The organism is Bowmanella denitrificans (assembly GCF_002887595.1).
In the GTDB taxonomy this organism is placed as follows: Bacteria; Pseudomonadota; Gammaproteobacteria; order Enterobacterales; family Alteromonadaceae; genus Bowmanella; species Bowmanella denitrificans.
The window spans coordinates 331,336-356,716 of record NZ_PEBU01000001.1 but is presented as its reverse complement, the minus strand read 5'-3'; the positions used below and the strand labels follow the sequence as shown (position 1 = coordinate 356,716).

Here is a 25,381-nt window from a genome sequence, read left to right as displayed (position 1 = left end):
ATGCAAAGACTGTTTTGTTGCTGTGTAGCGTTGATTGCCATTGGTGCACAGGCACTGCCTGATCCTACCAAGCCGCCAGACATACAAGTCCAGAGCGCTTCCGGGCCGCCAGGGGGTGAAGCGGCCATCCAAGTCAGCGCCATATTCCTGGGTAATGACAGTGCGTACGCCATCGTAAATCAACGAATTTTACATGTTGGCGATGAGTTTAACGGCATGCTAGTCACGGCCATTGACCGTCGGGGCATCAGCTTTCAGCAGCAAGGTATTGAAAAGCGGGTGACATTTAAACATGCCGCAATCATTAAGGATAAGTTTGATGGGTTCTAGATTCTGTTTGCTATTGGTTGCTCTACATCTGGTGGCCTGTCAAAGCAATGATGCGGGAAAAACCACAGCGGCTAAGCTGGAGCAGGCAGTGACAGAGCAAAGTGGCCTGCAACCCGCCAGCCGTACACCACTGCAAGAAGTGCCCGCGGCTGTGGCGGCCGCACTGGCAAACGGGGCTGGCAACAGCAACCCGGAACCCTCGCTGTTTGGCGATGACAGGTTCGATATCAAGGCTGAGCAGGTCGATGCCGCGACATTTTTTTCCGGCTTGGTGCAAGACACGCCCTTTAGCGTCGCGATTCATCCGCAAGTACAGGGCAAGGTCACTCTGGATTTGAAACAGGTTACTTTGATGGAAGCCATGGATTTGACAGAGGAACTTTACGGATTTGACATTCAGCGCAGTGGCAGTGTTTTTCGGATATACCCCTCAGGGATGCGCACCGAAACATTTTCGGTGAATTACCTGCTGATGAGTCGGGATGGCAGTACCCAATCCAGTATTATGTCTGGTGGAGTGTCTCAGTTCGACAGTAACAATAATCAAGCCAATAACGGCGGTTCGAATAACTTTGGCGGTAACAGCCAGACTGGTGGTAATCAGTATGGTAATAACAGCAACCTGAATAACAATATCAATGGCACCAATATCCTTACCCGCACCCAGACTGATTTCTGGAAAGATCTCAAGGAAGCCTTGCGTGCTTTAGTGGGTTCCGACAATGGTCGTAGCGTGATTGTTTCCCCCCAGGCGGGGTTGGTGACAGTGCGGGCGATGCCTGATGAGCTGCGCAGTATCCGTGACTATCTTGAACGCTCGCAACAAACCGTACAGCGTCAGGTTATTCTGGAAGCCAGGATTATCGAAGTGTCGCTCAATGATGAGTATCAACAAGGGGTAAACTGGAATCAGGTGCTGGCGCATGTGGGCAGTACGGATTTTCGTTTTTCCACCTCCGGTTTTAATCTGGGCAACAATATCAGCAGCAGCCTGGGCGGCGCTGCCAGTCTGGCCTTTGTTAATCAGGACTTTAACGGCGTCATCAACCTGCTGTCCACCCAGGGCAATGTGCAAGTGCTGTCCAGCCCCAGAGTAACAGCCATCAATAATCAGAAAGCCGTAATAAAAGTGGGGGATGACGAGTACTTTGTCACCGATGTGTCCAGTCAGAGTACCATCAGTTCCTCCACCACGGCGGTTACGCCCAATATTGAACTGACCCCATTTTTCTCCGGCATTGCCCTGGATGTGACGCCGCAGATCGATCAGGGAGGCAGCGTATTGTTACATGTGCATCCGTCGGTGATTGAAACCCAGGAACAGGAGAAAGTGGTCACACTGAATGAAGAACGTTTTGTACTGCCTCTGGCGCAAAGCAACATTCGTGAATCAGACACTATTATTCATGCCCGCTCCGGTGAAATTGTGGTGATAGGCGGATTGATGCAAACCATCATTAGTGAGAGTCATTCCAAAACGCCGGTACTGGGCAGTATTCCGCTACTGGGTGAATTGTTTAAAAACCGCCGCAAAATAGAGCAGAAAAAGGAGCTGATCATCCTGCTCAGACCCACAGTGGTGGGACCGGATACCTGGCGTAGGCAATTGATGCAAAGCCGTGACCAGGTACAAGACTGGATTAGCACAAACTGACTATGTATTTGTATCATTTCGGACTCAGAGAATTGCCCTTTACGCTGACCCCCAATACCAGCTACTACTTTGGCTTGCCGAGTCATAAGCAGGCCATAGAGGTGCTTACCCTGGCTCTGAAAACCGGCGAGGGCTTTATCAAAGTGACGGGTGAAGTAGGAACCGGCAAAACCCTGTTGTGTCGCAAATTGCTGAATGAGTTACCCGACCATTTTGTGTCTGCCTATATTCCTAATCCCTGTTTATCACCTGCTGAGCTAAGAACCGCAGTAGCCCGTGAATTGGGCGTGGCTTTTGACGGACCGGTAGACCAGCAGGAATTTACGCTACGTATAGAGCAGCGTTTGATAGAGATTCATCGCCAGGGTCAGGCAGTGGTATTGATTATTGATGAAGCGCAGGCATTACCGGTGGAAAGTATTGAGGTATTAAGGCTGTTCAGCAACCTTGAAACCGAATCCCATAAATTGTTGCAGGTGGTGCTGTTTGGTCAGCCAGAACTCGACCAGAAATTGGATTTACCTGAACTTCGTCAATTAAAACAGCGTATTGGATTCAGTTATCGTCTCGATGTTATGGACCTTGAACAACTGGTGCAGTATGTGCGTCACCGCTTGCAGGTTGCGGGTTATCGGGGTTCAGACGTCTTTAGCCGGGCATGTTGCAAGATGCTTTTCCGGGCGTCACAAGGCACCCCCAGACTGGTCAACGTGCTCTGCCATAAAGCGCTAATGCTGGCCTTTGGTGAGGGCAAACAGCAGGTTGAGCCTGGCCATATGCAGCTCGCTATCATTGATACAGAGGCGGCTGTCAGGCGTGATGGGCATATATGGCGGATCTGGTCATTCGTGTTGCTTTGCTCGGTTTTGTCAGTCGCAGCGGGTTACTGGCTGTGGGTAAGATATTTATGAGTGTCGTCAATAAAATGCTGCAGGACCTGGAAAAGCGTCAGGTAGCTGGAAATGACTATCGTGGTGAGTATCAGCCACCCGCCAGGCGTCGCTCGCTATGGTGGTTATTTGGGGTGTTGCCCCTGGGTTTGTTACTGCTGCTCAGTGTCTGGCTGGCACCCCATTGGTTAGACTTTTCAACTGCACCCACGCCATACCAGGGTTCTGAACAGCCACAGCCACAGCCACAGCCACAGCCACAGTCGCAGCCAACTGCTAACACTGAGGCACAAAGTTTAGCGGCGTCCATCCCCGGGGACGACAAATCAGAAGCCCCAATACAACCAGCCCCGCAACAATCAGCGCCGAATAGCGATGCCACTGAAAATGCGGTTGTGCCAGAACCAGACGTAGCAACATCAAACGTGGCCGAACCCATAGAGCAAAAGCGCGAATCCACACCCAAGGGACAACTGAGTATTTCTGCCAGAACGCCAGAGAGAGACAGTGGTTGGGCTGAATTAAAGGCCAGGGCAAAAATCGCGTTGGATGAAAAGCGCAATGCCGATGCCCAAAGGCTTCTGATGCAAATGCTGGAGATGCGACCCGACGCACATGGCGTTCGTCAGCATTTGGCGGAACTGCTGTTTGCTCAGGGCAAATCGGCCCTTGCCAGAAAGTTATTGGAAGATGGCTTACACCAGGATGCTGACGAGTACCGAACACGCCTGATGCTGGCCCGCTTACTGATAGTAGAAAAACTACCTGAACAGGCTTTGACTGTGCTGATGGCTAAGCAACCTGCATTGGTGTCTGGCGCCGACTACTATGCTTTGCGAGGCCAAATTGCCCAGCAGCAGGGTATGTTTAATCAGGCCGTTGCGGACTATCAAAGACTCACTCAATTTCAGCCTGACAAGCCTGAGTGGCGGTTAGGCCTGGCTGTCAGCCTGGACCAAATGGGGCAATTCGCTGAGGCAAGGGCACATTATCTGTGGCTGAGCCGGGACAGTCGCTTATCAACGCCGTTACTCGCCTTTGTTGAACAACGTCTCAGGGCGCTGGGGGAGGAATAGCATGCAGCCAAAACTGAAAATGCGTCTTGGCGATCTATTGGTTCATGAAGGTGTTATCAGCGAAGAGCAATTGCAACAGGCATTGAACGCTCAGCGGCAGTCAGGTCGCAAGCTGGGTCATACCCTGACAGACCTGGGGCTGGTCTCTGAAGAGCAACTACTGAGTTTTTTGTCCCAGCAACTGAACGTGCCCTTTATTGATATCAGCAGTCGCCCGTTACAACCTGAGGTGGTGAAACTATTACCAGAGGTACAGGCAAGGCGCTACCGTGCGCTGGTGCTGGAAAACCACCAGGATCATATGCTGGTGGCGATGAGCGATCCGGCTGACCTGGCAGCGCTGGATACCCTGGCCGGGATCTTGAAAAAGCCTATTCAGGTTGCTGTGGTCCGCGAGTCACAATTGTTGTCGGCCTTTGACCGGCATTATCGACGTACCGAAGACATTGCATCTTTCGCTCAGGAACTGGCAAGTGAAAACCGCGAGGCGGAAGAATTCGACTTTGCCGATCTTGGCACTGAAGACGAAGACACCGCGGTCGCCCGCTTGCTTAAATCGATTTTCGAAGATGCGGTACAGATGCAGGCGTCAGATATTCATATCGAACCTGACGATAACATGCTGCGTATTCGTCAGCGGGTGGATGGCGTGTTGCAGGAAAACCTGATCAAAGAACGCAATATTGCTTCAGCACTGGTATTACGCCTTAAATTAATGTCCGGTCTGGATATCTCTGAAAAGCGTTTACCTCAGGATGGCCGTACCCATATAAAGGTCAAAGGACATCAGATTGATGTGCGTCTTTCCACTATGCCAGTGCAGCATGGTGAATCTGTGGTAATGCGCTTGTTGGACCAATCGGCAGGTCTGCTCAGCCTGGAAGAAACCGGTATGCCCGCAGAGCTGCTCAAGCGTTTTCGCCAGTTACTAAAACGCCCTCATGGTATGGTGCTGGTCACCGGGCCCACAGGGTCAGGAAAAACCACCACATTGTATGGTGCATTGAGTGAGCTGAATCAGCCAGGCGTTAAGATCATCACAGTAGAAGATCCGGTGGAATACCGACTGCCCCGAATCAACCAGGTGCAAATCAACCACAAAATTGGTTTGTCGTTCTCCAATGTTTTACGCACCACCTTACGTCAGGACCCGGATATCATCATGGTGGGGGAAATGCGTGACCATGAAACGGCCGAAATCGGCCTGCGTGGCGCCCTGACCGGCCACCTGGTGCTGTCAACCCTGCATACCAATGATGCCATCAGCAGTGCGGTACGTTTGCTGGATATGGGCGCGCCGGGGTATTTGGTGGCCAGTTCATTGCGGGCGATTGTGGCGCAGCGACTGGTCAGGCGGGTATGTCAGCGTTGTGCGCAGCCTTATCAACCAGACAGAGATGAGTTGTTCTGGCTAGGCAGTCTGGCCGATGATATTGCCACCATCCGGTTTCAACAGGGGGCCGGTTGCGATGAGTGTCACCAGACTGGTTATCGTGGGCGGGTCGGGGTATTTGAATTACTGGAAATGACGGAAAGTATGATGAATGCCCTGAAAAACGCTGACACCAATAAATTCAGTGCGGCCGCCAGAGCCAGTGCGGGCTATCAACCGTTGTCCAAAATGGCATTGCACTACGCCCGACAAGGCTTAACCACAGTGGAAGAAGTGTTGAAACTGGTAGAGATGGTGGCTGAGGAACTACCAGCGCCTACAACTGCGAATGTGGGCCAGTAACATGCCGCTATTTCAATATCAGGCCAGAACCCGCAGTGGTACTTTGCAAAGTGGTACGTTGGAAGCTCAGGATCAGGCCAGTGCTGCGCAAGTCTTGCTGAACCGCGAACTGGTGCCTATTGCGATCCAGCAAAAAGCACAAAGCACACAAAGTCAAAGTCTTCGGGCGTTATTCATTCCCAGAGTAAGTCTGGATGAACTGGTGATCTTTGCCAGGCAAATGTATTCGCTGACCAAGTCCGGCATTCCTATTTTACGCGCAATTGGCGGTTTGGCTGAAAGCACCGCATCCAGGCGTATGCAGGTAACTTTGTCAGATGTGGTTGAACAACTAGAGCGGGGCCGCTCTCTGTCCAATGCGCTGCACAGGCATAAAGCGGTGTTCAGCAGCTTGTTTGTGGCGGTGGTGCATGTTGGTGAGAATACCGGTCGACTGGACGAAGCCTTTCGTTTACTGGCCCTGTATCTGGAACGGGAGCAGGAAACACGCAAGCAGATAAAGGCGGCTACCCGTTACCCGATGTTCGTGCTGATTGCCATCGTTGTGGCCTTAGTGGTGATGAATATCTGGGTTATTCCTACCTTTGCCGGGATGTTCGCCAAGTTAGGCGCTGATTTGCCGGTGACGACCAGAATATTGATAACAATGTCTGACATCTTTGTCCATCACTGGCCCTGGATGCTACTGGCCATTGCTGCTGGCTGGGCACTGCTGCACCGTTACCTGCGTACCGACGCGGGGCAACTACGCTGGGACAAATATAAGCTGAGGATTTATGCGGTAGGCAGTATTTTGCAGCGTTCGCTGCTGTCCCGTTTTGCCCGCAGCTTTGCCATGATGGCCCGGGCAGGCGTGCCTGTTACCCATGCGCTTAGTCTGGTGGCCGAAGCCGTGGACAATAAACATATGGCCAGACAAATACTGGATATGCGCAGGAATATTGAAAAAGGCGAGAGTCTGTCCAGAGTCTGTGCCAGCAGTAAAATGTTTACGCCACTGGTGCTGCAGATGATTAATGTGGGCGAAGAAACCGGGCGGGTGGATGAGCTGCTGACGGATGTGGCGGAGTTTTACGAGCGCGAAGTGGAATTCGATTTAAAAAGCCTGACCGCCAAGATTGAACCTGTTTTGATTGCCATTGTGGCCATCATGGTACTGGTGCTGGCTTTGGGTATCTTCACACCTATGTGGGATATGGCCCGGGCCTACCGGGGGGGATGAAATGAGCGACCAATCCGTCAGTGACAACAACCTGCAACGCCTGATGATACAGATCATTATAGTGGTGGCCTTTGCCCTGTTAATGGTGTTTTTTATCTGGTATCTGAATGACAGCGAAGACGATATCAAAAAGGTCAGTCTGGAAATGCTGGCCGATGAAATGGCTGAAGCGGTTGTCAGCGCCCGCTGGCAGTGGGAGGCGGAAGGCCGCCCCGCGCGGATTTTGCAGATCCGCTACAACAGCCAGGGCAAAGAGGTAGACCGGCGCCCTATTGCTATGAGCCATATTGGCTGGCCAAGAGTAGAGCCTAACAGCGAAGGATGTGCCGCCCTGTGGCAATCGGTGCTGAATGTGCCTCTTGAGGTAGAGAGCTTTAAGGTTTATCCGGAATATTTTGACGGCGTGGCTATTAGTGGCAAGGCGCTGGACAGTACCTGCCGCTTCAGACTGTCCACCGGGCCTTTCTTTGAATATCGCATTTACACCGGTCAGGTGATTAAACAACAGTAACAGGCTGCGCAAGCAATGTGACAAGGGGATGGATAATGACTAAAAACCATAGGTGCAATCAGGGCTTTACCCTGATTGAATTGGTTATCGTAGTAGTGGTGCTGGGCCTGCTTGCTGCGGTGGCATTGCCGCGGATGCTGGAAGTAACCGAAGATGCCGAAAGTGCCACCGTTGAAGGTGTGGCAGGCGGCTTTGCCACCGGGGTTGGCCTGATTCGCGCCCAATGGGAATTGGAAGGGCGTCCGGCGCAAAACGGCGGTGCTAACAGTACCTATGTCACCGTCGGAGGCATTCAAATTGGTATTGATAAGGATACCGGGTATCCCACTGGGGAACTGGCCAATGACGGCAGCTCAGAAGACACCGCACTAACCAATCTGGACTGTGTCAGTGTGTTTAATTTAATTATGCAAAGCGCGCCTACCATCACCCCTGACTGGAACCAAAGACCATTTGCCAACCATAGATACTATACTCAGGCTGGGAATGGCGCGGGATCGGGCGGCAATGACGTATGTTATTACTATCTTACCCAGTCGGTGAAAAACCGCAGCAGCGCACCCTCAGACAATAATGTCGGTGACGGTTTTGTCTATGACCCGCGCATTGGTCAGGTTGTCGTTTTCAGTAACCAGTAAAAAATGAGTAATAGCAAGGATTTACAGTTGCTTTCAGGGCAGAACGCAGCAGAATAATAATCAGGGATTTTAGCGGTTTGACTTAACGGGGTAAAAAGTATGAAACAACGTGGTTTTACATTAATTGAGTTAATTATTGTTATAGTGATTTTGGGTATTCTGGCGGTAACGGCCGCACCTAAATTTATTGATATTCAGTCTGATGCCCGTATTGCAACATTAGATGGGGTTGTCGCAGCAGCACAAAGTGCCATGGCAGGTGTCAATGGCAAAGCATTAATTGCAGGAACGGAAGCTGCAGCAGACTCCGATGTGACGGTAAGTGGGGCCACGGTTCAAACTGTTTATGGCTATCCAGAAGCGTCGGCAGCAGGCATTATTGCGGTGCTTGATATGAACTTTTCAGTGACTGCCACAGCCTCTGACTGGACTTATGCGGCAGATGCAAATGCACCAGCGAAAGTTTACATAGCACCTTACGACAGAGTGACTAAAGCTGCAGCAGCACCCACTGTCGCAGAACTTATAGCATCAGAATGCTATATCACCTACACAACGGCTACCAGTGCCACGGCAAAAGCCACAGTCGCAGTATCCGATACAGATAATTGCTGAGTTAGGATTTCATAGTTCTGGCTATCGAAAGGGACGAAGATGAAAACCGTCGGTTATACCCTACTGGAATTGATTATAGTGATCATTATTCTTGGGGTACTGGCGGTGTCGGCCTATAGCCGCTTTGCCGGTAAAGATGGCGTAGTGGAATATACCTATCAGGCCCGACTGATATCCTCGTTGCGCGCTATGCAAATGCGTGCCATGCAGGATACCCGTGATGGTTACTGTTTTCAGGTGAACCTTAGTGCCGCCGCGTTTGGTCCGCCGGATTTTACCCATACTGCCCCGGGCAATCCCAATCTGGCCTACAAACTAGCTGGTAGCGCGGCAGAAATTGCCAGAACCTGTTCTACTGCCATCGGCAGCCTGACTCCTGATTACTTGCGTACCAATGGTAATGAAATGGCTGAGGAAGGGCTGAGCCTGGATGGTATTGCTTCCATAAACCATATTGGTTTTGACAGTCTGGGACGGCCGGTAAATAACAGCAACCCTGCTAACCCGGTGGCGCAGTGCACCTCAGGCTGTCGAATTGATATAAAAGGCGTGATCAGTGCCGGAGTGTGTATTGAACCCCAGGGGTATATCCATGCCTGCCCCTGAACGTGGTTTTACCCTGATTGAGCTGATTATCGGCATTACCGCCTTTGCCGTGGCGCTGACTTTGATCAGCAGTTTGATTTTGCCCCAGGCTAGCCGCAGTGTGGAACCCATTTATCAGGCCCGCGCGGCAGAGCTGGCCCAGTCATTGTTAAATGAAATCAGTGGTCGGGCGTTTGATCACCATTCCGACAGAACTGGCGGTTTGCTGCGCTGTGGGGAGGATGCTGACTTTCCAGCAGATGGCTTGCAGGCCGATGAGCTCTGCACTGCACCAGCCAATCTGGGCTGTGAAGAAGGTGGCACAAACCGTGAAGCCTTTAACGATGTGGATGACTATATCTGTCTGAGCGGGTTAAACGCAGCGCAAATTCTCAACCCAACGGCTGCCGCCAATCCTATGCTGGCCAAGGATATCCAGCTGTATCAGGGCTTTGAGGTGCAGATCGCGGTGTTCTATGACGCAAACAAGGATGGCAGCAACGATAACGCGATAGGTGACTTTAAACTTATTAATCTGTCGGTTACTACCCCCGCAGGGGAACAGATTGCCTTTTCCACTTATAAAGGCAACTACTGAGATGTCAGGGGGCGGCAAAGGTTTTACCCTGATGGAACTGATAGTGGTGATCACCATCCTAGGCGTGGTATCACTGACGGTGTTTAGTTTTATTGGTTTGGGCACACGTATATACGTGGATGCCACCGAGCGCGACCAACTGTTAAGTGAAGCGCGCTTTGTGGTGGAAAGACTAAACAGAGAATTACGCAACGCAGTGCCTGGCAGTATCCGTACCCGCCAGGCCAATACCAATAGCAGCCACTGCATTGAGTTTGTACCAATTAAGTGGAGTGGCTTTTATACCGATATTCCTGTTGCCCCGGAAGCGCCTGCCAGCACTTTTCAAGCCGTGGAATTGGCCGCGAGCATGGACAGTTATGTTTTTAGCTCGGGCGACAGGGCGATAGTTTATCCATTGACCAGTCGGGATGTGTATAACAGTGCCGATGTGCCCCGTGAGCAATACCCTATCAGTTCGGTGTCAGGACCGGATGCTGATGGTCTTATGAGTATTCAGCTGAACGGCGCTGTGCAGTTTGCCAATGATTCACCGGCATCGCGTTTCTATATTGGTGGCCAGCCTGTGGCCTATTGCTTCTGGCGGGAAGGTGGCGCGTCAGATACCTGGCTCTATCGGTACCAGGGATATGGGTATATTTCCTCGCCCACCAATAGTGCATCGGTGATGACACTGATCCGTGCCGGCCAGTCATCATTAATGGCGAAAGGTGTGCATCCTTATTCAACCCTGGCCGCAAATGACGAGCTACCATTTAAGGTGCAGGCGGCTACCCTAACCAGAAATGCCCTGGTGCAGATTAGGCTAAGATTTGAACTGAATGAGGAAATTGTCACTTACCACTATGAAGTGCAGGTACCCAATGTTCCCTGAGCACAGAAAGCAGAGAGGTAGTATGCTGATGATTACCTTATTTGTGCTGGTAGTGATGGCGCTACTGGGCTTTGCCTTAACCCGGATATTATCAGCATCCAGCGATACCATAGTGACCGAGGTGTACGGCGTGCGCGCTTTACAAGCGGCCAAAAGTGGTCTGGAAAGTCAGCTGGTGGCGGTATTTCCATTGGGCGTGGCTGGCGGTGATCCTAATGGCTGTGCGCCGGATACCGGATATCAGCCGATACAGGCCGCAGGCCTGGTAAATTGTTCGGTACGAAGCCTTTGCCAGACACAGGAGTATCCCATAGCTGGGGTAAGGTACTACCGTTTTAGCGCCGAAGGGGCGTGCGAGGCCGGTGATGCAGTGGTGAGTCGCAGGCTATCCATAGATGCCAGGGTATCGCTATGATTAGACTGATTGCTGTTTCAGCCTATTTGTTCCTATGCTCAACGGCCTGGGCTGCAACATATAATCTCGCCTCAGGTTCGCTGCCTGGTGGCTGTGCCAGAAACACCAGCACCAACACGGTAACATGCGGCAATTTAACCCTTTCCAGTAGCGATTCAATAACCATAAGTAGTGGTAGCTGGCTGTTAAATATTACCGGCAGCGCCAGTTTGGGCGGGGCGGCCATTAACAATGGTGGCAGCGCGTCGCAATTAACTGTCAGAGTGGCAAGCAGCTTAACCACAGGAACGGGGTTTACCGCCAAAGCAAACTTTGAAGTGGCGGGCTCTACGACCATTGGTTCGTCCAACCAGATCGTCGGTAATCTCAGTGTTACCACCTTAACCGTGGGGAGTAGCTCGACAATCACGGGTAATGTTCAGGCAACCGGTGCTGTCACCAATCATGGCTCAGTGATCGGTTATATCAGTGCCAAGGGCTGCATGAGTAACAATGGCTCTATAAGCGGGGATGCCAATTCCCCTTGCTTACAAAACAATGGCACCATTGGCGGAACCCAGTGCAGCATCAACGACAATGTGGGGCCTTGTGGCCCGGTGTTAACCTGCTTTAACGACGACTTTAACAGTGCCTCGGCTTTCCCACAGAACTGGACCTTGTCTACCAGTTCTGGTTCATTTGTACCCACCATTGCGAGCGGCAGAGTAAGGCTGACGGAAGCGGCGCAGGATCAAGCCACCCGAATTACCATGAACCGGCGTTTCCCCGCCGCCAATAACAGAGTGGAAATTGAATTCGATTACTACTCATACGCAGGTAACAGTGCTGATGGCATTGCGGTAGTTTTTTCTGATGCCACGGTAACACCTCAGTCTGGCGGGTTTGGCGGCTCATTGGGTTATGCTCAGCGCACTGATCATGGTAAACCTGGATTTGCCGGAGGCTGGCTGGGTATTGGTATGGACGAATACGGGAACTTCGCCCGGGCCGTAGAAGGGCGTGTTGGTGGCTATACCGGTTCATTGCAACCAGACAGACTGGTCATCAGGGGATCAGCCAGCAGTCAGTACCGGTATATCACCCGTTCCGGCACCCTGAGTCCGGGTCTGGATAAAACGGGTACCAGTGCCGGACCTGGTCACAGATACAAAATTATTATCGACTCTACCTCTGTAGGTCAGTCCTTGGTCAGTGTGCTGCGCAATACTGGCAGCGGCTTTGTGGAAATTATCAGCCCTTTGGATATTCTGAGTTTTGGCTTCCAACAGAACGTACCTGAAAAGCTGCTACTCAGTTTCACTGGTAGTACAGGTGACGTCTACAACCGCCATGAATTGGACAATCTGCAGGTTTGCGCAGCCTTGTCTGAGCCAATTGTTCTGGCCCCTGATCATTATCGCATTGAAAAACCACCCAAAGGCTATTTTTGTGGCGACGCCAGTATCAAGGTGAAGGCGTGCGACGATGCAGCTTGCAATACCCTGTACAGTAACCCGGCCGGTCTGACACTAACCACCAATAAAGGCAGTTGGGACAACAGTAATCTCAATATTAATGGTGAGATAACCGCAAAGCTCAGGGTTGACCAAAGCCTGGCGGATGGTAGTGGCGTTGCTCTGGTCACCATGGGGGGAATAAACCCCAGTCCTTCAGCGCCGGTTTATTGTTATAGCAATGGGCTGCAGACCGATTGCAAGCTGTCGTTTGAAGCCATGGCGCTGGCATTTAGTCAGGGTAGTAAAAATCGTCCGTTTACTGCTATTAGCAGCAAAAACGCCCAGACCGCATTCACTCAGGATATTTATGTGGGATTGGCCGCACCAGAAAGTTGTGAAGCAGACCTAAGTGGCCAGAGTTTGTTATTAAGTATGGATTGCGCTGATCCTGCCGTCTGTCATGCCTTGCAGTTCAGATTCAATGGCAATGCGGTGAGTGAAGGCAACTATATCAATACCCAGCTAACTTTTGATAGTCAGGGCTTTGCCCGCATTCCGGCAAATTCGCTACGTTATGATGATGCCGGAACGATTAATTTGTTGGCGAAAAATTCCGATCAGGATGCAGAAGGCGTCAGCAACAACTTTGTCGTTAAGCCAACAAATTTGCTGCTTAGTGCCGCTATGGACAATCCTCATGTGGCTGGAAAAGATTTCAATATCAGGGTAGAGGCCGTGGGGGCTGCCGGGCAGATCACTCCAAACTACAACGTCAGCGACGGCATTAACACCAATAGCAGTGATTTGCAGGTTAGGCTGGAAAAACTCTTGCCTGCCAGCATAGGAAGCCAGGGACGTTTATCCCTGGGTAGTATTCAGAGTCAAAACCCTGGTTCTGCCAGCTTTCAGGCCATCAGCAGCGAAGATTCCCTTAGTTTTAGTCAGGGCGTTGGCCAGGCCATTGTTAACTATAGTGAAGTGGGGCAGATCAGGCTGACTGTGCGTGACAGAGACTATCAGGGGGCGGGAAGCATTGTGTCTAATAGTCAGACACTGACAAACTTTATTCCCGCCTATTTCAGTTTACCTGTTGCAGGAGATGTGCAACCGGGTTGTGGCGAATTTACCTATATGGGACAAGAGTTTGCTATTAGTGGGCAGGTTGAGGCCAGAAATCTGCAGGGAGTTCGCACGGCAAACTATTTTGGTTCACTGGCCAGCGGATTATTGTATGCCAGGTTAAGCAATGGCAGCACTGAGGTGAATCGATTGCAAAATACCGGGCCTTTTGCCCTGAACTGGAATAATGGCCTGGCAAACTTTTCACAATCGCTGGTGTTTAGTCGTGCCACTGCAGCAGACGGCCCTTTTGCAAACATGCTAGTGGGTGTATTGGTGCAGGATGATGACGGCGTGCAGATGCAAACCCCCAGCACCGGCTTTGTTAGTGCGGTGGCATTGGAAAACCGGGCTGAATTTGAATTTCGTTATGGCAGGGCCAGGCTGATTAATGCATATGGTCCGGAAACCGAAAACCTTCCTGTTCCCCTGGAAATACAATATTACAACAACGGTGTCTGGCAACTGAACCAACAGGACAGTTGCACCCGCTATCAGGCCAGTAAGTTGGTTGCAGGTACCATGACCACCAGAGTCAATGGCATCACTAGTGGCGATGAAACAGTTGATAAAGGCAAGCCAGTGATGCCGCAAATGAGTTTTGTGCTGGATGCCCCGGGTGTCGTGCCCGGCACCAATCCCACGAGTCTAGAATGGCAAGTCGATGACTGGCTCAAATTCAACTGGACGGGGGCTGGCCCCAGCAATCCAACTGCCATTGCCACCTTTGGCACTTACCGTGGAAACGACAGGCTTATCTTCCAGCGTGAAGTTTTTTAGGTGCAACAACCAGCAAGATTTGAACATAAGTGCTACTCGCCACATAAACGGCGGGCGGATAAAAACGCCAAATCGCTGGCTTTAAGGGGTTTTTGCTAAATAACACCGCAAAAACGGAATTTTTCTCACTTTTTTATACCTAATGCCTGACCTGTCAACTTGTGCAGGGGCGGGGGCATTGGTAAAGTTAACCAGTTTGTCGTAAATGCTAAATTAAGCCCCATTTTCGTTAAATGGCGGGCGTAAAGGACCGGGTCAGTACATGTTCAAAAAGCTTCGCGGAATGTTTTCCAATGACTTATCTATCGACCTGGGTACAGCCAATACTCTTATTTATGTAAAAAACCAAGGCATAGTTCTGAATGAGCCCTCTGTGGTGGCCATTCGTCAGGAGCGTGCCGGTGGTCCCAAGAGTGTCGCAGCGGTGGGCAGCGAAGCCAAACGCATGCTGGGTCGTACCCCGGGCAACATCAAGGCCATTCGGCCAATGAAAGACGGTGTGATCGCCGACTTTTATGTTACCGAAAAGATGTTGCAGCACTTCATCAAGCAAGTGCATGACAATAATTTTTTACGCCCCAGCCCGCGTGTGCTGGTGTGTGTACCTTGTGGTTCTACTCAGGTGGAGCGTCGTGCCATTCGTGAATCGGCCCTGGGCGCCGGTGCGCGTGAGGTATTTTTGATTGATGAACCCATGGCGGCGGCTATCGGTTCAGGCTTGCCGGTTTCTGAAGCCACAGGCTCCATGGTGGTAGATATCGGTGGTGGTACCACTGAAGTTGCGATTATCTCCTTAAATGGTGTGGTGTATTCCTCGTCGGTACGTATTGGTGGTGACAAGTTTGATGAAGCCATTATTAACTATATTCGTCGTAACTTTGGTTCACTGATAGGTGAAGCCACTGCCGAGCGAATCAAGCATGAAATTGGTGCGGCTTACCCGGGTGAGGAAGTGCGCGAAATTGAAGTACGTGGTCGTAATCTGGCCGAAGGGGTACCCAGAAGCTTTACGCTGAACTCCAATGAAATTCTGGAAGCGCTGCAGGAACCACTGACAGGCATCGTTTCTGCAGTGATGGTGGCGCTGGAACAATCTCCTCCCGAGTTGGCATCAGACATCTCCGAACGTGGTATGGTACTGACCGGCGGTGGTGCCCTGCTTAAGGATCTGGATCGCCTGTTAATGGAAGAAACCGGTATTCCTGTGGTGATTGCTGACGACCCGCTGACCTGTGTGGCCAGGGGTGGCGGTAAAGCCCTGGAAATGATCGATATGCATGGTGGCGATCTGTTCAGCTACGAATAATCGATAACTACTTGAGGCGGCGTTAGCCGCCCATTCGTTTTTAGGCCTCTGTCTTGGATACTATTTTTACCCGCGGTCCTTCTCTGACCAGCCGACTGGTGCTTGCCACTGTGCTGTCGGTGCTGCTTATTGTGCTGGACGGCAAGCTGGATACCTTCAGCAATGTGCGGGTTTATCTCAATTCCCTGGTAAGTCCATTGCAATATATGGCAAACCTGCCCGGTGAAGTGCTAAACCAAACATCCCGAGCCCTGACTACCCAACGGCAGTTGCTGGAGAATAATGCACAACTTACCCGCCAGAATATTCTGATGAGTGAGCAACTGCAGCGTTTTGAAGTGCTGCGGCAGGAAAATGATCGCCTGCGTACCTTGCTGGGCTCCCCGGTGCGTGCCGACGCGCGTAAGATGGTCGCTGAATTAATGGCGGTAGATAACAATCCCTACAGCCATCAAATCGTGATCAATAAGGGCACATTACAAGGTGTATATGAAGGGCAGCCTGTGCTGGACGATAAAGGCATCGTTGGGCAGGTAATGCAGGTGGGCACTACCACCAGTAGGGTATTATTGATTGCTGATGTCACCCATGCGGTGCCGGTCCGGGTATTGCGCAATAATGTTCGCATGGTCGCTTCGGGATCGGGGCAGTTAAACCGTTTGGTTATCAACCATGTTCCTCATAGTACCGATATTCAGCGCGGTGACATGCTGGTTTCATCCGGGCTTGGGCAGGTGTTTCCAGAAGGTTATCCGGTTGGCCGCATTACCGATGTTATCCGGGATGAAAGCCGTCCTTTTGCTATTATCAGGGCAGAACCTGCTGCACAGTTGGACAGGTTAAAATATTTATTGTTGTTATGGCCTGCCGATGCACCCCAGGCTCCGATAGATCAGGATGAGGCGGTTAATGAGTCTTAGTCTAAGACACTACACTATTGCCATCAGTTTGCTGGTGGCGCAAATGCTGCAAATTATGCCGATGCCGATTCTGGTCGACCCATACCGGCCCGATTGGGTATTACTGGTGTTGGGATACTGGACACTGGCGCTGCCACAGCGGGTTAACGTTGGAGTGGCCTTTTTGAACGGCTTGGTACTGGACATTTTGCTCGGTACCGCGCTTGGCATTCACAGTCTGGCCCTGAGTCTGGTGGTGTTTATTCTGGCTGCCAATTATCAGCGTTTGCGTAACTATTCTGTCTGGCAGCAGGCCTTTATGATTGGCTTGTTGGCTGCGCTTTATCATCTGGTAATCTTCTGGTTACAGCATCTGCTGACGGATATTTATTTTCTCTTCGATTACCTGTGGCCGGTGTTGACAACCATGTTGTTCTGGCCCTGGTCCTTTATGATTCTGCGCAAAGCGCGCAGACAACTGAAGGTAAGTTGACATGTTGATTTTAGCGTCTGCTTCTCCCCGTCGTGCTGAGCTTCTGCATCAACTGCAGGTACCGTTCAGGCAAATCAGCGTTAATCTGGACGAGTCAGTTAAGCCTGCCGAGGAACCCATGGATTATGTGGTCAGGTTGGCCCGTGCTAAGGCTGAAGCCGGCTGGCGTCAGGCCGGCCACGTGGACCCTGTGTTGGGTTCGGATACGGCAGTGGTATGTCAGAATCGCATTTTGGGTAAACCAGTCGACAAAAGTGACTTCCAACGTATGTTCGCACTGTTGTCAGGCGCTCACCATCAGGTCATGACAGCGGTGGCACTACGCAGTGATCGTGGTCTGCAACACCGACTGGTGGTAACCGATGTCAGCTTTAAAGTGTTAAGTCAGGCTGAAACAGACTGGTACTGGCAAACCGGCGAGCCGGCAGATAAGGCCGGTGGCTACGGAATCCAGGGCTTGGCCGGACGCTTTGTGACCCGCATCCAGGGTAGCTATAGTGCCGTAGTTGGCCTGCCACTATACGAAACTGCTGAACTACTGAAGGAGCAAAATCTGCTATGAGTGCCGAGCTGCTGATCAACGTTACCCCCTCTGAGTCCAGGGTTGCCCTGATCGAAAACGGCATCTTGCAGGAAATCCATGTCGAGCGGCATACCAAGCGGGGCTTGGTGGGCAATATCTACCGGGGCAAGGTCAGCCGGGTGTTGCCCGGTATGCAGGCGGCATTTGTGGACATTGGTCTGGATAAAGCGGCCTTTCTGCATGCGTCAGATATCGTTATTCACAATGAGCTGGTGGGTGAGGTATCAGAAAGCCATATGTCCAAGCAAGACATTCGCGAACTGGTGCGTGACGGCCAGGACATTGTTGTACAGGTGGTGAAAGACCCACTGGGCACCAAAGGTGCGCGTCTGACTACCGACATTACCCTGCCCTCGCGCTACTTAGTATTTATGCCCAGTGTTTCCCATGTTGGCGTGTCCCAGCGTATCGAGGATGAACAGGAGCGGGAACGTTTAAAACTGCTGGTGCAGGATTTGTGCAGTGAAGACGGTGGTTTTATTCTGCGCACTGCCGCCGAAGGCGTGGGGGAAAGTGAGCTGCAGCAGGACGCGGAGTTTTTAAAGCGCTTATGGGCCAAAGTGCAGCAGCGCATGAAAAAGCGTAAGGCCAATGTGTTGTATGAAGATTTGCCCCTGGCTCGTCGCGTGCTGCGTGATTTTGTCGGCACTAAGCTGGACAAAATCCGTATCGATTCCAAATTGGCTTTCAGTGAATTGCAAAGCTTTACTAAAGAATACGCGCCAGAGCTGCATGAATTGCTGGAAGTCTATCAGGGCGAACGCCCTATCTTTGATCTATATGATGTGGAGAACGAAGCGCAGCGCGCCCTGGAAAGGCGAGTGGAGTTGAAATCAGGAGGTTACCTGATTATTGACCAAACCGAAGCCATGACCACCATTGATATCAATACCGGCGCATTTGTCGGCCACCGCAATCTCGAAGAAACTATCTTCAATACCAATATCGAAGCCACGGCCGCTATTGCCCGGCAGCTCAGACTGCGCAATCTGGGCGGCATTATTATTATCGATTTTATTGATATGACCGACCAGGATCACCAGCGTCGTGTTCTGCACAGTCTGGAAGTTGCCACCGGTAAAGACCGGGCAAAAATTAATATTCACGGCTTTACTGCACTGGGTCTGGTGGAGATGACCCGCAAACGCACCCGAGAAAGTTTGGAACATATTCTGTGTGGTGAGTGTCCAGTATGTAAGGGGCGAGGTTCAATCAAGACGGTGGAAACCATTTGTTTTGAGATAATGCGTGAGATTGTGCGCGTGAACCGGGCCTATGATGCAGATAAATTTGTGGTTTATGCCTCGCCAGCCGTTGCAGATGCGTTGCTGGGCGAAGAGTCGCATATGCTGGCGGAATTGGAAGTCTTTGTATCCAGACAAATCAAAGTGCAAACCGAGCCATTGTACAATCAGGACAAGTACGACGTGGTGATGATGTAATCATCTTAGCTACGAGCTACGAGCTACGAGCTACGAGCTACAAAGCGCTGCGGTGGTGTTTCCCTGAGCTTGCAGCATAGTGCTGCATACAGATAACTGAATTATTGTGAAGAAAGCTGTTTTTTATTTGTCCTACATCGTCCGTAAACTGTGGACCTTAAGTGCGATACTGCTGGTTACTCTGGCCGTATTGCTGAGTCTGCTGCGTTACAGCCTGCCGCACATGGACAGTAAAAAACACTGGCTGGAAGATTACATTAACCAGGAATATGGCACAGACCTGAAAATTGGCAGTATCTCGGCTGCCTGGCAAGGTACCGGACCGGCTATTGTTCTGCGTGATGTGGCACTGAATAATCAGCTTGATTCACCTCTGCAACTCAACATCCGCGAAACGCAAATTCAATTGGATTTCTGGGGCTCGGTGACGAGCGGTTCTCTGCAGTCTCAGCGTTTTAATCTTGACGGTCTGACACTGTCATTGGACATTCCCAGATTGGAATCGGGCGACGCTGAATATCCGGTGGTAGATGCCTTACAGGCACTGTTTCTTGAACAATTGCAGCGCTTTTCGGTTAACGACAGCGATGTGTTTTTAGCCAATGATCAGGAACGGCAGCATATTCAGATTCAGCAATTAAGCTGGTTGAATAAAGAGCAACGCCACCAGGGCGTTGGTTTTATGCGGGTCGCCGAGCTGACCCGCAACTCAGCCAGGTTTATTCTGGATTTGCGCGGTGGCCGCGACAACCTCAGTGGCACATTCCATGCCGATGCCAAAGAGCTGGATATCTCACCCTGGTTGGCGCAGATCAATCCCAGTCAGCGTGAACTGGCAAGCAGCCGCCTGAATTTTTCCATGTGGGCCGAGATCCGTGATTCTCAGGCTATCTCCCTGCAGGCCAATCTGAATGACAGCCAAATCAGCTTTAAAGGTGAGCAGCCCTTAAATCTTAAAGTGGCCAGTGCCAACTTATATGCCCAGCCGGATAGCAATGGCTGGCGTTTTTCGTTGCAGCAGGCCGAACTGTTAAGTAACGAAGAGGATAGCCTGATAGTCGACCTTAGCGGTCATATTAGCGACAAAGGCGAATATCTGCTGCGCAGTTCTAATCTGCAATTGGAAAGACTTCGTCCCATACTGTCCGGCTTTATTAACGAGCAGGACGCCGCCTGGCTGGCACAGATGTCGCCTAAAGGGGAGTTAAACCAACTGGCCCTGCGCCTGGATGAACAAGGCGTTGCCGCCACGCTGGCATTTAACAATCTTCAGTTGTCTCCCACTGCCCATCTACCCGGAATCAACAGCCTGCAAGGGCGGTTGGATTGGCGTAATGGTTATGGACGATTAGAGGTTGCCGGTCATGACGGTAAATTGCTGACGGACAGCATTTTGGACCATCAGCTAAGTTTTGATGCGCTCAATGCGAATCTGTATTTCAGTCTTGCTGGGCAAGGGCTGGACTTGAGTATGCCTGAACTGGCTTTTGAGTCCGATGTGGTGAGTTTCCGCCAGGCCTTGCATTATCAAAGTGCCGATAATGATCTGGCGCTGGTAACGCAAGTCGCTGGTCTGACAGTCGCTGACGCGAAAAGGCTTTTTCCAGGTGAGTTGATGGGTAAAGAAACCAAAGCTTATCTGGATAAATCACTGGTATCCGGCACCATCAATGCAGCCAGTCTGTTGTGGCGTGGTCAACCCGCCAATTACCCCTTTGCCGATAATAGCGGTATCTTCCAGGCCAGCGTTGATATGCAGGACAGCGAGTTTTTATTTGACAGCGACTGGCCGCCCTTGACCGGCCTGTCTATGCAACTGTTGTTTGAAAATGAAGGCCTGTGGATGAACAGCAGTAAAGGCAAACTGCGCCAGCTCAACGTGGGGCAGGTAAGCGCTGTTATTCCTGAACTAACCGAAGATTCAATTCTGACCATCAACCTACAGGAGCTGGCTGATGGGGCCGCCGTGACGGACTTAATGCTGCACAGTGAACTGGCAGATTCGGTGGGCGCTGCGCTGCAGGAAGTGCAAATCAGTGGTCCACTGCAGGCCGAACTAGAGCTGACTATCCCCTTAAGTGGTCATGACGTTGTCGCCCGCGGTAAGGTGGGGTTCAAAGATAATCTGGTCAGTGTCAACAGTCTGGCACTGGACCTGCAAAAGGCGCAGGGTGAACTGACCTTTGTTAACGATAAAATCCGCAGCGATAGGCTGCAGGTTGAGCTACTAGGGCAACCCACCACACTGGCCTTGCAAGGCGCGCAGCGACAGGATGGCTATCAAACTGATATTCAGTTGACGGGGCAATGGAACTGGCATCAGTTTCTGCTTGCCCAGCATGCCAGTCTCGAACCCTTCGTCGCGGGTGTTACTCCCTGGCAGGCCGATTTAAGTCTGAATCTGCCTGAACAAGGGTATCAATACGAATTTAATCTGCGTTCTGACATGCTGGATGCCGTATCCAGTTTGCCGGAACCCTTTGCCAAAGGGGCCGGCGTGGCCATGCCTTTGCATCTGGACGTCAGCGGTGATGAGCAGGTGTCTAATGTGCGGCTGCAACTGGGTAATAAAGTACGATTTAACGGCCTGCTGCCTCATCAGGAAATGCGCTTTTCCCGCGCCCATCTGGCATTGGGGGAAAGTGGTTTTGCGGGAATGGGCAACGGGTTCAGTATTTCAGCCAATTTGCCCGTGATAAACGTAGAGCAATGGCATAGTACTATCGAGGCGCTGCTGGCTGGCCAGAGCAGTGAAAACGGGCTGTTTCCGGTACCTGAACGTATTTTTGTTAACGCCGGTAACCTTGATGTGCTGGGCCTGGTATTAAACCAGGCTGAGGTGAATTTCAAGTATTCCGATCTGGCCTGGCTGGCGACACTGAGCGCCAAAGAAGGCCGGGCTGAGCTGGAGATTGGTCATGACTGGTTAGGCCGGGGGATCAGTATTCAAGCCGATTACCTCGACCTGCCAGCCTGGCAGGGCAGCGATAAGCCAGCTAATCGCGATCTACGTCAGGTGCCACCCTTAGTGCTGGAATGCAAACGCTGTAGCTATAACGAATATGAACTGGGGCAACTCAGCCTGAAACTAAGCCGGGCTGAGCAAGGCATGAAAATAGAACGACTGGATGTCAGATTGCCTGAAAGCCGATTGAGTGCCATGGGTGATTGGTATATTGGCCAAAGCAATACCAGTACCCGACTGACAGGTAATATGGAGAGCAAAGACTTCGGTGCCATGCTCAAGCATTTTAAGTTCGATGCTGGAGTACGTGATTCCGGCGCCAGAATGGACTTTGACTTAAGCTGGCAAAATGCACCTTACGAATTCAACTTTGCCAGCCTGAATGGCGATATTAAGTGGAGCTTGTCTGACGGCTATTTAAGTGAAGTGAGTGATAAAGGTGCCAGACTATTTTCCATTCTCAGTCTGGAATCGCTGGTGCGTAAATTGACGCTGGACTTTCGCGATGTGTTCGCCAAGGGCTTCTTCTACGACAAAATGGCGGGTACTTTTCAGCTTGAGAATGGCCGGGTGCATACCCAGGACACCAGTATTGATGGTGCTGCGGGTAAAATGGTACTGGCCGGTTATACAGATTTAAACGACAAACACTTGGATTACAAGATTGGTTTCACACCCAAGGTCACCTCCAGTCTGCCAGTGATTCTGGCCTGGATGGTAAATCCAGCCACCGCGCTGGCCGCCTTTGCACTGGACGAGGTCCTGACCTCGGCAAAAGTGATTTCCAATATTGAGTATTCCCTGACCGGCACTATTGATCAGCCGGTACTGCAGGAACTGGGCCGTGACAGCCGCGAGGTGCAACTGCCCGCCAGAGCCCAGCCCAAACAAGAACAGCCACTGCCACCACAGATGCCGCTTAAGGAGACCTCTAATGGTTAATCTGGCAGCCATACAACTGGTGTCATCACCAAAGCCGAACGAGAATCTGGCTCAGGTCAGCAAACAGCTCAGCGAGCTGGATACCTCATGCCCATCCCTGGTGGTACTGCCTGAGTGTTTTGCCTGTTTTGGTGGCAGCGACAAAACCCAGCTTGAACTGGCAGAAGCCCTTGGGGAAGGGCCAGTTCAGAGTGCGTTATCTGCCATGGCGGCCGAACATGGCATTTGGCTGGTAGCCGGTACCATACCCATCCGGGTACCGGACAAAGAAAAATTCACAGCCTCCAGCTTGTTGTTTGGCCCCAAAGGACAGCAATTGGCTCATTATCAGAAAATTCATTTATTTGATGTGGAAGTGGCTGACGGTACCCGCACTTACCTGGAGTCCAAATATACCCAGCCCGGGTCGCAGGTGGTGGTTTTTGACACGGCCTTTGGCCGAATTGGTATGGCGGTGTGCTATGATCTGCGTTTTGCTGGTTTGTTCCAGGCCATGGGTGAGGTGGATATTCTGGTCTTACCCGCTGCTTTTACCCAGGTAACAGGCCAGGCCCACTGGTGGCCATTGCTTAAAGCCCGGGCGATAGAAAAGCAGTGTTTCGTGGTGGCTGCGGGCCAGGGTGGCGTACATGCCAATGGTCGGGAGACTTTCGGTCATTCCACCATCATATCCCCATGGGGTGAAGTGCTGATGAGCCTGAGCAAAGGGCCTGGATTAGTGCAGACCAAGGTGGATTTTGCCCAGATGCAGGAAATTCGCCGTACTATGCCAGTGGCACAACATAACCAATTCAGGAGCGAACTGATTGAATCCGATAGTTGAGCAGAACTTGCTGGCTGCCTCTGAGCTAAGCCAGACCGACCTGCAACAGGCCCTTGGTCTTATTTACCAGCATGACAATGACTTTGCTGATCTGTATTTCCAGTCCAGCCAGCATGAGAGCTGGATATTGGAAGACGGCATTATTAAAGAAGGCAGCTACAACATCGAGCGTGGTGTGGGTGTGCGGGCCGTCAGTGGTGAAAAAACCGGTTTTGCCTACTCAGACGAAATATCCAAACAGGCGTTACTGCAGGCCTGTCAGGCCGCCCGCAGTATCAGTGCGCAAGGCGGCAATCATCAGGTAAAAGCGTTTAGTGCGGCCAGGCAGAATAAGGCCTTATATGAAGGGCGAAATCCTATTCTGGACCTATCCGATCAGGACAAGATCAATCTGCTGAAAAGTATGGACGCCTATGTGCGTGCTCAGGAGCCGAATATCAGTCAGGTGGTGGTCAGCATCAGCGGTGTTTATGAAGAAGTACTGGTAGCCGCAACAGATGGCACCCTGAGCAGCGATATCCGTCCATTGGTAAGACTGAATTGCTCAGTTCTTATTGAGCAAAATGGTCGTCGGGAGCGCGGCAGCGCAGGTATGGGCGGCCGTTATGCTTATGCCAGATTTCTGGAACTGGATGCGGGGGGGCCCCGTTATCAGCAGCTTGCAGATGAAGCTCTGCATATGGCCAGGGTCAATATGCAAGCAGTGGATGCGCCTGCCGGACTGATGCCCGTGGTGCTTGGCAGTGGCTGGCCTGGCGTATTGTTGCACGAGGCCGTTGGTCATGGCCTGGAAGGAGATTTCAATCGTAAGGGATCATCTACTTTTAGTGGTCGTATTGGTCAGCAGGTGGCAGCCAAAGGCGTTACGGTGGTGGATGACGGCACGCTGGCAGAGCGGCGTGGTTCGCTGAGTATTGACGATGAAGGCAACCCAAGCCAGTACAACGTATTGATTGAGGATGGCATACTCAAGGGCTATATGCAGGATAAGCTGAATGCCCGTTTGATGGGCGTGCCCGTGACAGGCAACGGCCGGCGTGAATCTTATGCCCACCTGCCGATGCCTCGTATGACCAACACCTATATGCTTGGTGGCCAGTATGAGGCAGAGGAAATTATCAGCACCATCAAAAAAGGCATCTATGCGCCTAACTTTGGTGGCGGACAGGTAGATATCACCTCTGGCAAGTTTGTGTTTTCCACGTCCGAGGCCTACCTGATTGAAAACGGTAAAATTACCACCCCGGTCAAAGGTGCCACACTGATTGGGAATGGCCCGCAGGTCATGCAAAAAGTATCGATGATTGGCAACGATATGAGCCTGGATCGCGGTGTAGGTGTGTGCGGCAAAGACGGTCAGAGTGTGCCTGTTGGCGTGGGCCAGCCGACCTTAAAAGTGGACGAACTCACCGTTGGTGGTACAGCCTGACGGCATCTTTCTAAATCCAGG

Annotated in this window: 22 protein-coding genes; all 22 read left to right on the top strand. The window is 51.5% G+C overall.

What is annotated here, in order from left to right; all coding sequences use genetic code 11:
- On the top strand, positions 1-330 hold the full coding sequence (locus CSR04_RS01700; protein ID WP_102794495.1) for a hypothetical protein: 330 nt from the start codon (positions 1-3) through the stop codon (positions 328-330).
- Complete coding sequence (mshL, locus tag CSR04_RS01695) at positions 320-1,984, top strand: pilus (MSHA type) biogenesis protein MshL (RefSeq protein ID WP_102794494.1); 1,665 nt, start codon at positions 320-322, stop codon at positions 1,982-1,984. Before CSR04_RS01700 ends, mshL begins: the two co-directional genes overlap by 11 nt.
- A gap of 2 nt (positions 1,985-1,986) precedes the next feature.
- Positions 1,987-2,895 carry an ExeA family protein gene (locus CSR04_RS01690; protein ID WP_102794493.1) on the top strand — a complete coding sequence of 303 codons (909 nt, stop codon included), beginning with the start codon at positions 1,987-1,989 and terminating at the stop codon, positions 2,893-2,895.
- Positions 2,814-3,950: a tetratricopeptide repeat protein gene (locus CSR04_RS01685; protein ID WP_102794492.1), complete on the top strand. Its 1,137-nt coding sequence runs from the start codon at positions 2,814-2,816 to the stop codon at positions 3,948-3,950. Before CSR04_RS01690 ends, CSR04_RS01685 begins: the two co-directional genes overlap by 82 nt.
- Before the next feature lies 1 nt (position 3,951).
- Positions 3,952-5,685: a GspE/PulE family protein gene (locus tag CSR04_RS01680; protein ID WP_102794491.1), complete on the top strand. Its 1,734-nt coding sequence runs from the start codon at positions 3,952-3,954 to the stop codon at positions 5,683-5,685.
- A gap of 1 nt (position 5,686) precedes the next feature.
- Complete coding sequence (locus tag CSR04_RS01675) at positions 5,687-6,907, top strand: type II secretion system F family protein (RefSeq protein ID WP_102794851.1); 1,221 nt, start codon at positions 5,687-5,689, stop codon at positions 6,905-6,907.
- 1 nt (position 6,908) lies between these two features.
- Positions 6,909-7,418 (top strand): hypothetical protein, encoded by a 510-nt coding sequence (locus CSR04_RS01670; protein ID WP_102794490.1) that lies wholly within the window; start codon positions 6,909-6,911, stop codon positions 7,416-7,418.
- Between the two features lie 35 nt (positions 7,419-7,453).
- Positions 7,454-8,056 carry a prepilin-type N-terminal cleavage/methylation domain-containing protein gene (locus CSR04_RS01665; RefSeq protein WP_102794489.1) on the top strand — a complete coding sequence of 201 codons (603 nt, stop codon included), beginning with the start codon at positions 7,454-7,456 and terminating at the stop codon, positions 8,054-8,056.
- A 99-nt stretch (positions 8,057-8,155) separates the two neighbouring features.
- Positions 8,156-8,671 carry a prepilin-type N-terminal cleavage/methylation domain-containing protein gene (locus CSR04_RS25330; protein ID WP_102794488.1) on the top strand — a complete coding sequence of 172 codons (516 nt, stop codon included), beginning with the start codon at positions 8,156-8,158 and terminating at the stop codon, positions 8,669-8,671.
- A 39-nt stretch (positions 8,672-8,710) separates the two neighbouring features.
- A complete protein-coding gene (locus CSR04_RS01655) occupies positions 8,711-9,277 on the top strand; it encodes a prepilin-type N-terminal cleavage/methylation domain-containing protein (protein ID WP_102794487.1) in 567 nt (188 codons plus the stop codon).
- Complete coding sequence (locus CSR04_RS01650) at positions 9,264-9,854, top strand: type IV pilus modification PilV family protein (RefSeq protein ID WP_102794486.1); 591 nt, start codon at positions 9,264-9,266, stop codon at positions 9,852-9,854. Before CSR04_RS01655 ends, CSR04_RS01650 begins: the two co-directional genes overlap by 14 nt.
- Position 9,855: 1 nt before the next feature.
- Complete coding sequence (locus CSR04_RS01645; protein WP_102794485.1) at positions 9,856-10,728, top strand: PilW family protein; 873 nt, start codon at positions 9,856-9,858, stop codon at positions 10,726-10,728.
- 28 nt (positions 10,729-10,756) lie between these two features.
- Positions 10,757-11,143 carry a type II secretory pathway protein gene (locus CSR04_RS01640; protein WP_146027080.1) on the top strand — a complete coding sequence of 129 codons (387 nt, stop codon included), beginning with the start codon at positions 10,757-10,759 and terminating at the stop codon, positions 11,141-11,143.
- A complete protein-coding gene (locus tag CSR04_RS01635) occupies positions 11,140-14,478 on the top strand; it encodes a DUF6701 domain-containing protein (RefSeq protein ID WP_102794483.1) in 3,339 nt (1,112 codons plus the stop codon). Before CSR04_RS01640 ends, CSR04_RS01635 begins: the two co-directional genes overlap by 4 nt.
- 262 nt (positions 14,479-14,740) lie before the next feature.
- The gene (locus CSR04_RS01630; protein ID WP_102794482.1) at positions 14,741-15,784 is read left to right on the top strand and encodes a rod shape-determining protein; all 1,044 of its coding nucleotides are present in this window, start codon (positions 14,741-14,743) and stop codon (positions 15,782-15,784) included.
- Positions 15,785-15,837: 53 nt separating this feature from the next.
- Positions 15,838-16,704 carry a rod shape-determining protein MreC gene (gene mreC, locus CSR04_RS01625; protein ID WP_102794481.1) on the top strand — a complete coding sequence of 289 codons (867 nt, stop codon included), beginning with the start codon at positions 15,838-15,840 and terminating at the stop codon, positions 16,702-16,704.
- Entirely contained in the window at positions 16,694-17,176 is a 483-nt protein-coding gene (gene mreD, locus CSR04_RS01620) for a rod shape-determining protein MreD (RefSeq protein ID WP_102794480.1), read from the top strand. The genes mreC and mreD overlap by 11 nt, the downstream gene beginning before the upstream one ends.
- 1 nt (position 17,177) lies before the next feature.
- On the top strand, positions 17,178-17,738 hold the full coding sequence (locus CSR04_RS01615; protein ID WP_102794479.1) for a Maf family protein: 561 nt from the start codon (positions 17,178-17,180) through the stop codon (positions 17,736-17,738).
- The gene (gene rng, locus CSR04_RS01610; protein WP_102794478.1) at positions 17,735-19,201 is read left to right on the top strand and encodes a ribonuclease G; all 1,467 of its coding nucleotides are present in this window, start codon (positions 17,735-17,737) and stop codon (positions 19,199-19,201) included. Before CSR04_RS01615 ends, rng begins: the two co-directional genes overlap by 4 nt.
- A gap of 106 nt (positions 19,202-19,307) precedes the next feature.
- Positions 19,308-23,108: a YhdP family protein gene (locus CSR04_RS01605; RefSeq protein WP_172449200.1), complete on the top strand. Its 3,801-nt coding sequence runs from the start codon at positions 19,308-19,310 to the stop codon at positions 23,106-23,108.
- Positions 23,101-23,931, top strand: a complete 831-nt coding sequence (locus tag CSR04_RS01600) for a carbon-nitrogen hydrolase family protein (protein ID WP_102794476.1) — start codon at positions 23,101-23,103, stop codon at positions 23,929-23,931. The genes CSR04_RS01605 and CSR04_RS01600 overlap by 8 nt, the downstream gene beginning before the upstream one ends.
- A complete protein-coding gene (tldD, locus tag CSR04_RS01595) occupies positions 23,915-25,360 on the top strand; it encodes a metalloprotease TldD (protein ID WP_102794475.1) in 1,446 nt (481 codons plus the stop codon). Before CSR04_RS01600 ends, tldD begins: the two co-directional genes overlap by 17 nt.
- Positions 25,361-25,381 lie beyond the last annotated feature (21 nt).

Excerpts from the sequence above, each read along its gene's own strand:
- CSR04_RS01700 (WP_102794495.1), top strand. The coding sequence starts at position 1 with ATGCAAAGACTGTTTTGTTGCTGTGTAGCGTTGATTGCCATTGGTGCA.
- mshL (WP_102794494.1), top strand. The coding sequence starts at position 320 with ATGGGTTCTAGATTCTGTTTGCTATTGGTTGCTCTACATCTGGTGGCC.
- CSR04_RS01690 (WP_102794493.1), top strand. The coding sequence starts at position 1,987 with ATGTATTTGTATCATTTCGGACTCAGAGAATTGCCCTTTACGCTGACC.
- CSR04_RS01685 (WP_102794492.1), top strand. The coding sequence starts at position 2,814 with ATGGCGGATCTGGTCATTCGTGTTGCTTTGCTCGGTTTTGTCAGTCGC.
- CSR04_RS01680 (WP_102794491.1), top strand. The coding sequence starts at position 3,952 with ATGCAGCCAAAACTGAAAATGCGTCTTGGCGATCTATTGGTTCATGAA.
- CSR04_RS01675 (WP_102794851.1), top strand. The coding sequence starts at position 5,687 with ATGCCGCTATTTCAATATCAGGCCAGAACCCGCAGTGGTACTTTGCAA.
- CSR04_RS01670 (WP_102794490.1), top strand. The coding sequence starts at position 6,909 with ATGAGCGACCAATCCGTCAGTGACAACAACCTGCAACGCCTGATGATA.
- CSR04_RS01665 (WP_102794489.1), top strand. The coding sequence starts at position 7,454 with ATGACTAAAAACCATAGGTGCAATCAGGGCTTTACCCTGATTGAATTG.
- CSR04_RS25330 (WP_102794488.1), top strand. The coding sequence starts at position 8,156 with ATGAAACAACGTGGTTTTACATTAATTGAGTTAATTATTGTTATAGTG.
- CSR04_RS01655 (WP_102794487.1), top strand. The coding sequence starts at position 8,711 with ATGAAAACCGTCGGTTATACCCTACTGGAATTGATTATAGTGATCATT.
- CSR04_RS01650 (WP_102794486.1), top strand. The coding sequence starts at position 9,264 with ATGCCTGCCCCTGAACGTGGTTTTACCCTGATTGAGCTGATTATCGGC.
- CSR04_RS01645 (WP_102794485.1), top strand. The coding sequence starts at position 9,856 with ATGTCAGGGGGCGGCAAAGGTTTTACCCTGATGGAACTGATAGTGGTG.
- CSR04_RS01640 (WP_146027080.1), top strand. The coding sequence starts at position 10,757 with ATGATTACCTTATTTGTGCTGGTAGTGATGGCGCTACTGGGCTTTGCC.
- CSR04_RS01635 (WP_102794483.1), top strand. The coding sequence starts at position 11,140 with ATGATTAGACTGATTGCTGTTTCAGCCTATTTGTTCCTATGCTCAACG.
- CSR04_RS01630 (WP_102794482.1), top strand. The coding sequence starts at position 14,741 with ATGTTCAAAAAGCTTCGCGGAATGTTTTCCAATGACTTATCTATCGAC.
- mreD (WP_102794480.1), top strand. The coding sequence starts at position 16,694 with ATGAGTCTTAGTCTAAGACACTACACTATTGCCATCAGTTTGCTGGTG.
- CSR04_RS01615 (WP_102794479.1), top strand. The coding sequence starts at position 17,178 with ATGTTGATTTTAGCGTCTGCTTCTCCCCGTCGTGCTGAGCTTCTGCAT.
- rng (WP_102794478.1), top strand. The coding sequence starts at position 17,735 with ATGAGTGCCGAGCTGCTGATCAACGTTACCCCCTCTGAGTCCAGGGTT.
- CSR04_RS01600 (WP_102794476.1), top strand. The coding sequence starts at position 23,101 with ATGGTTAATCTGGCAGCCATACAACTGGTGTCATCACCAAAGCCGAAC.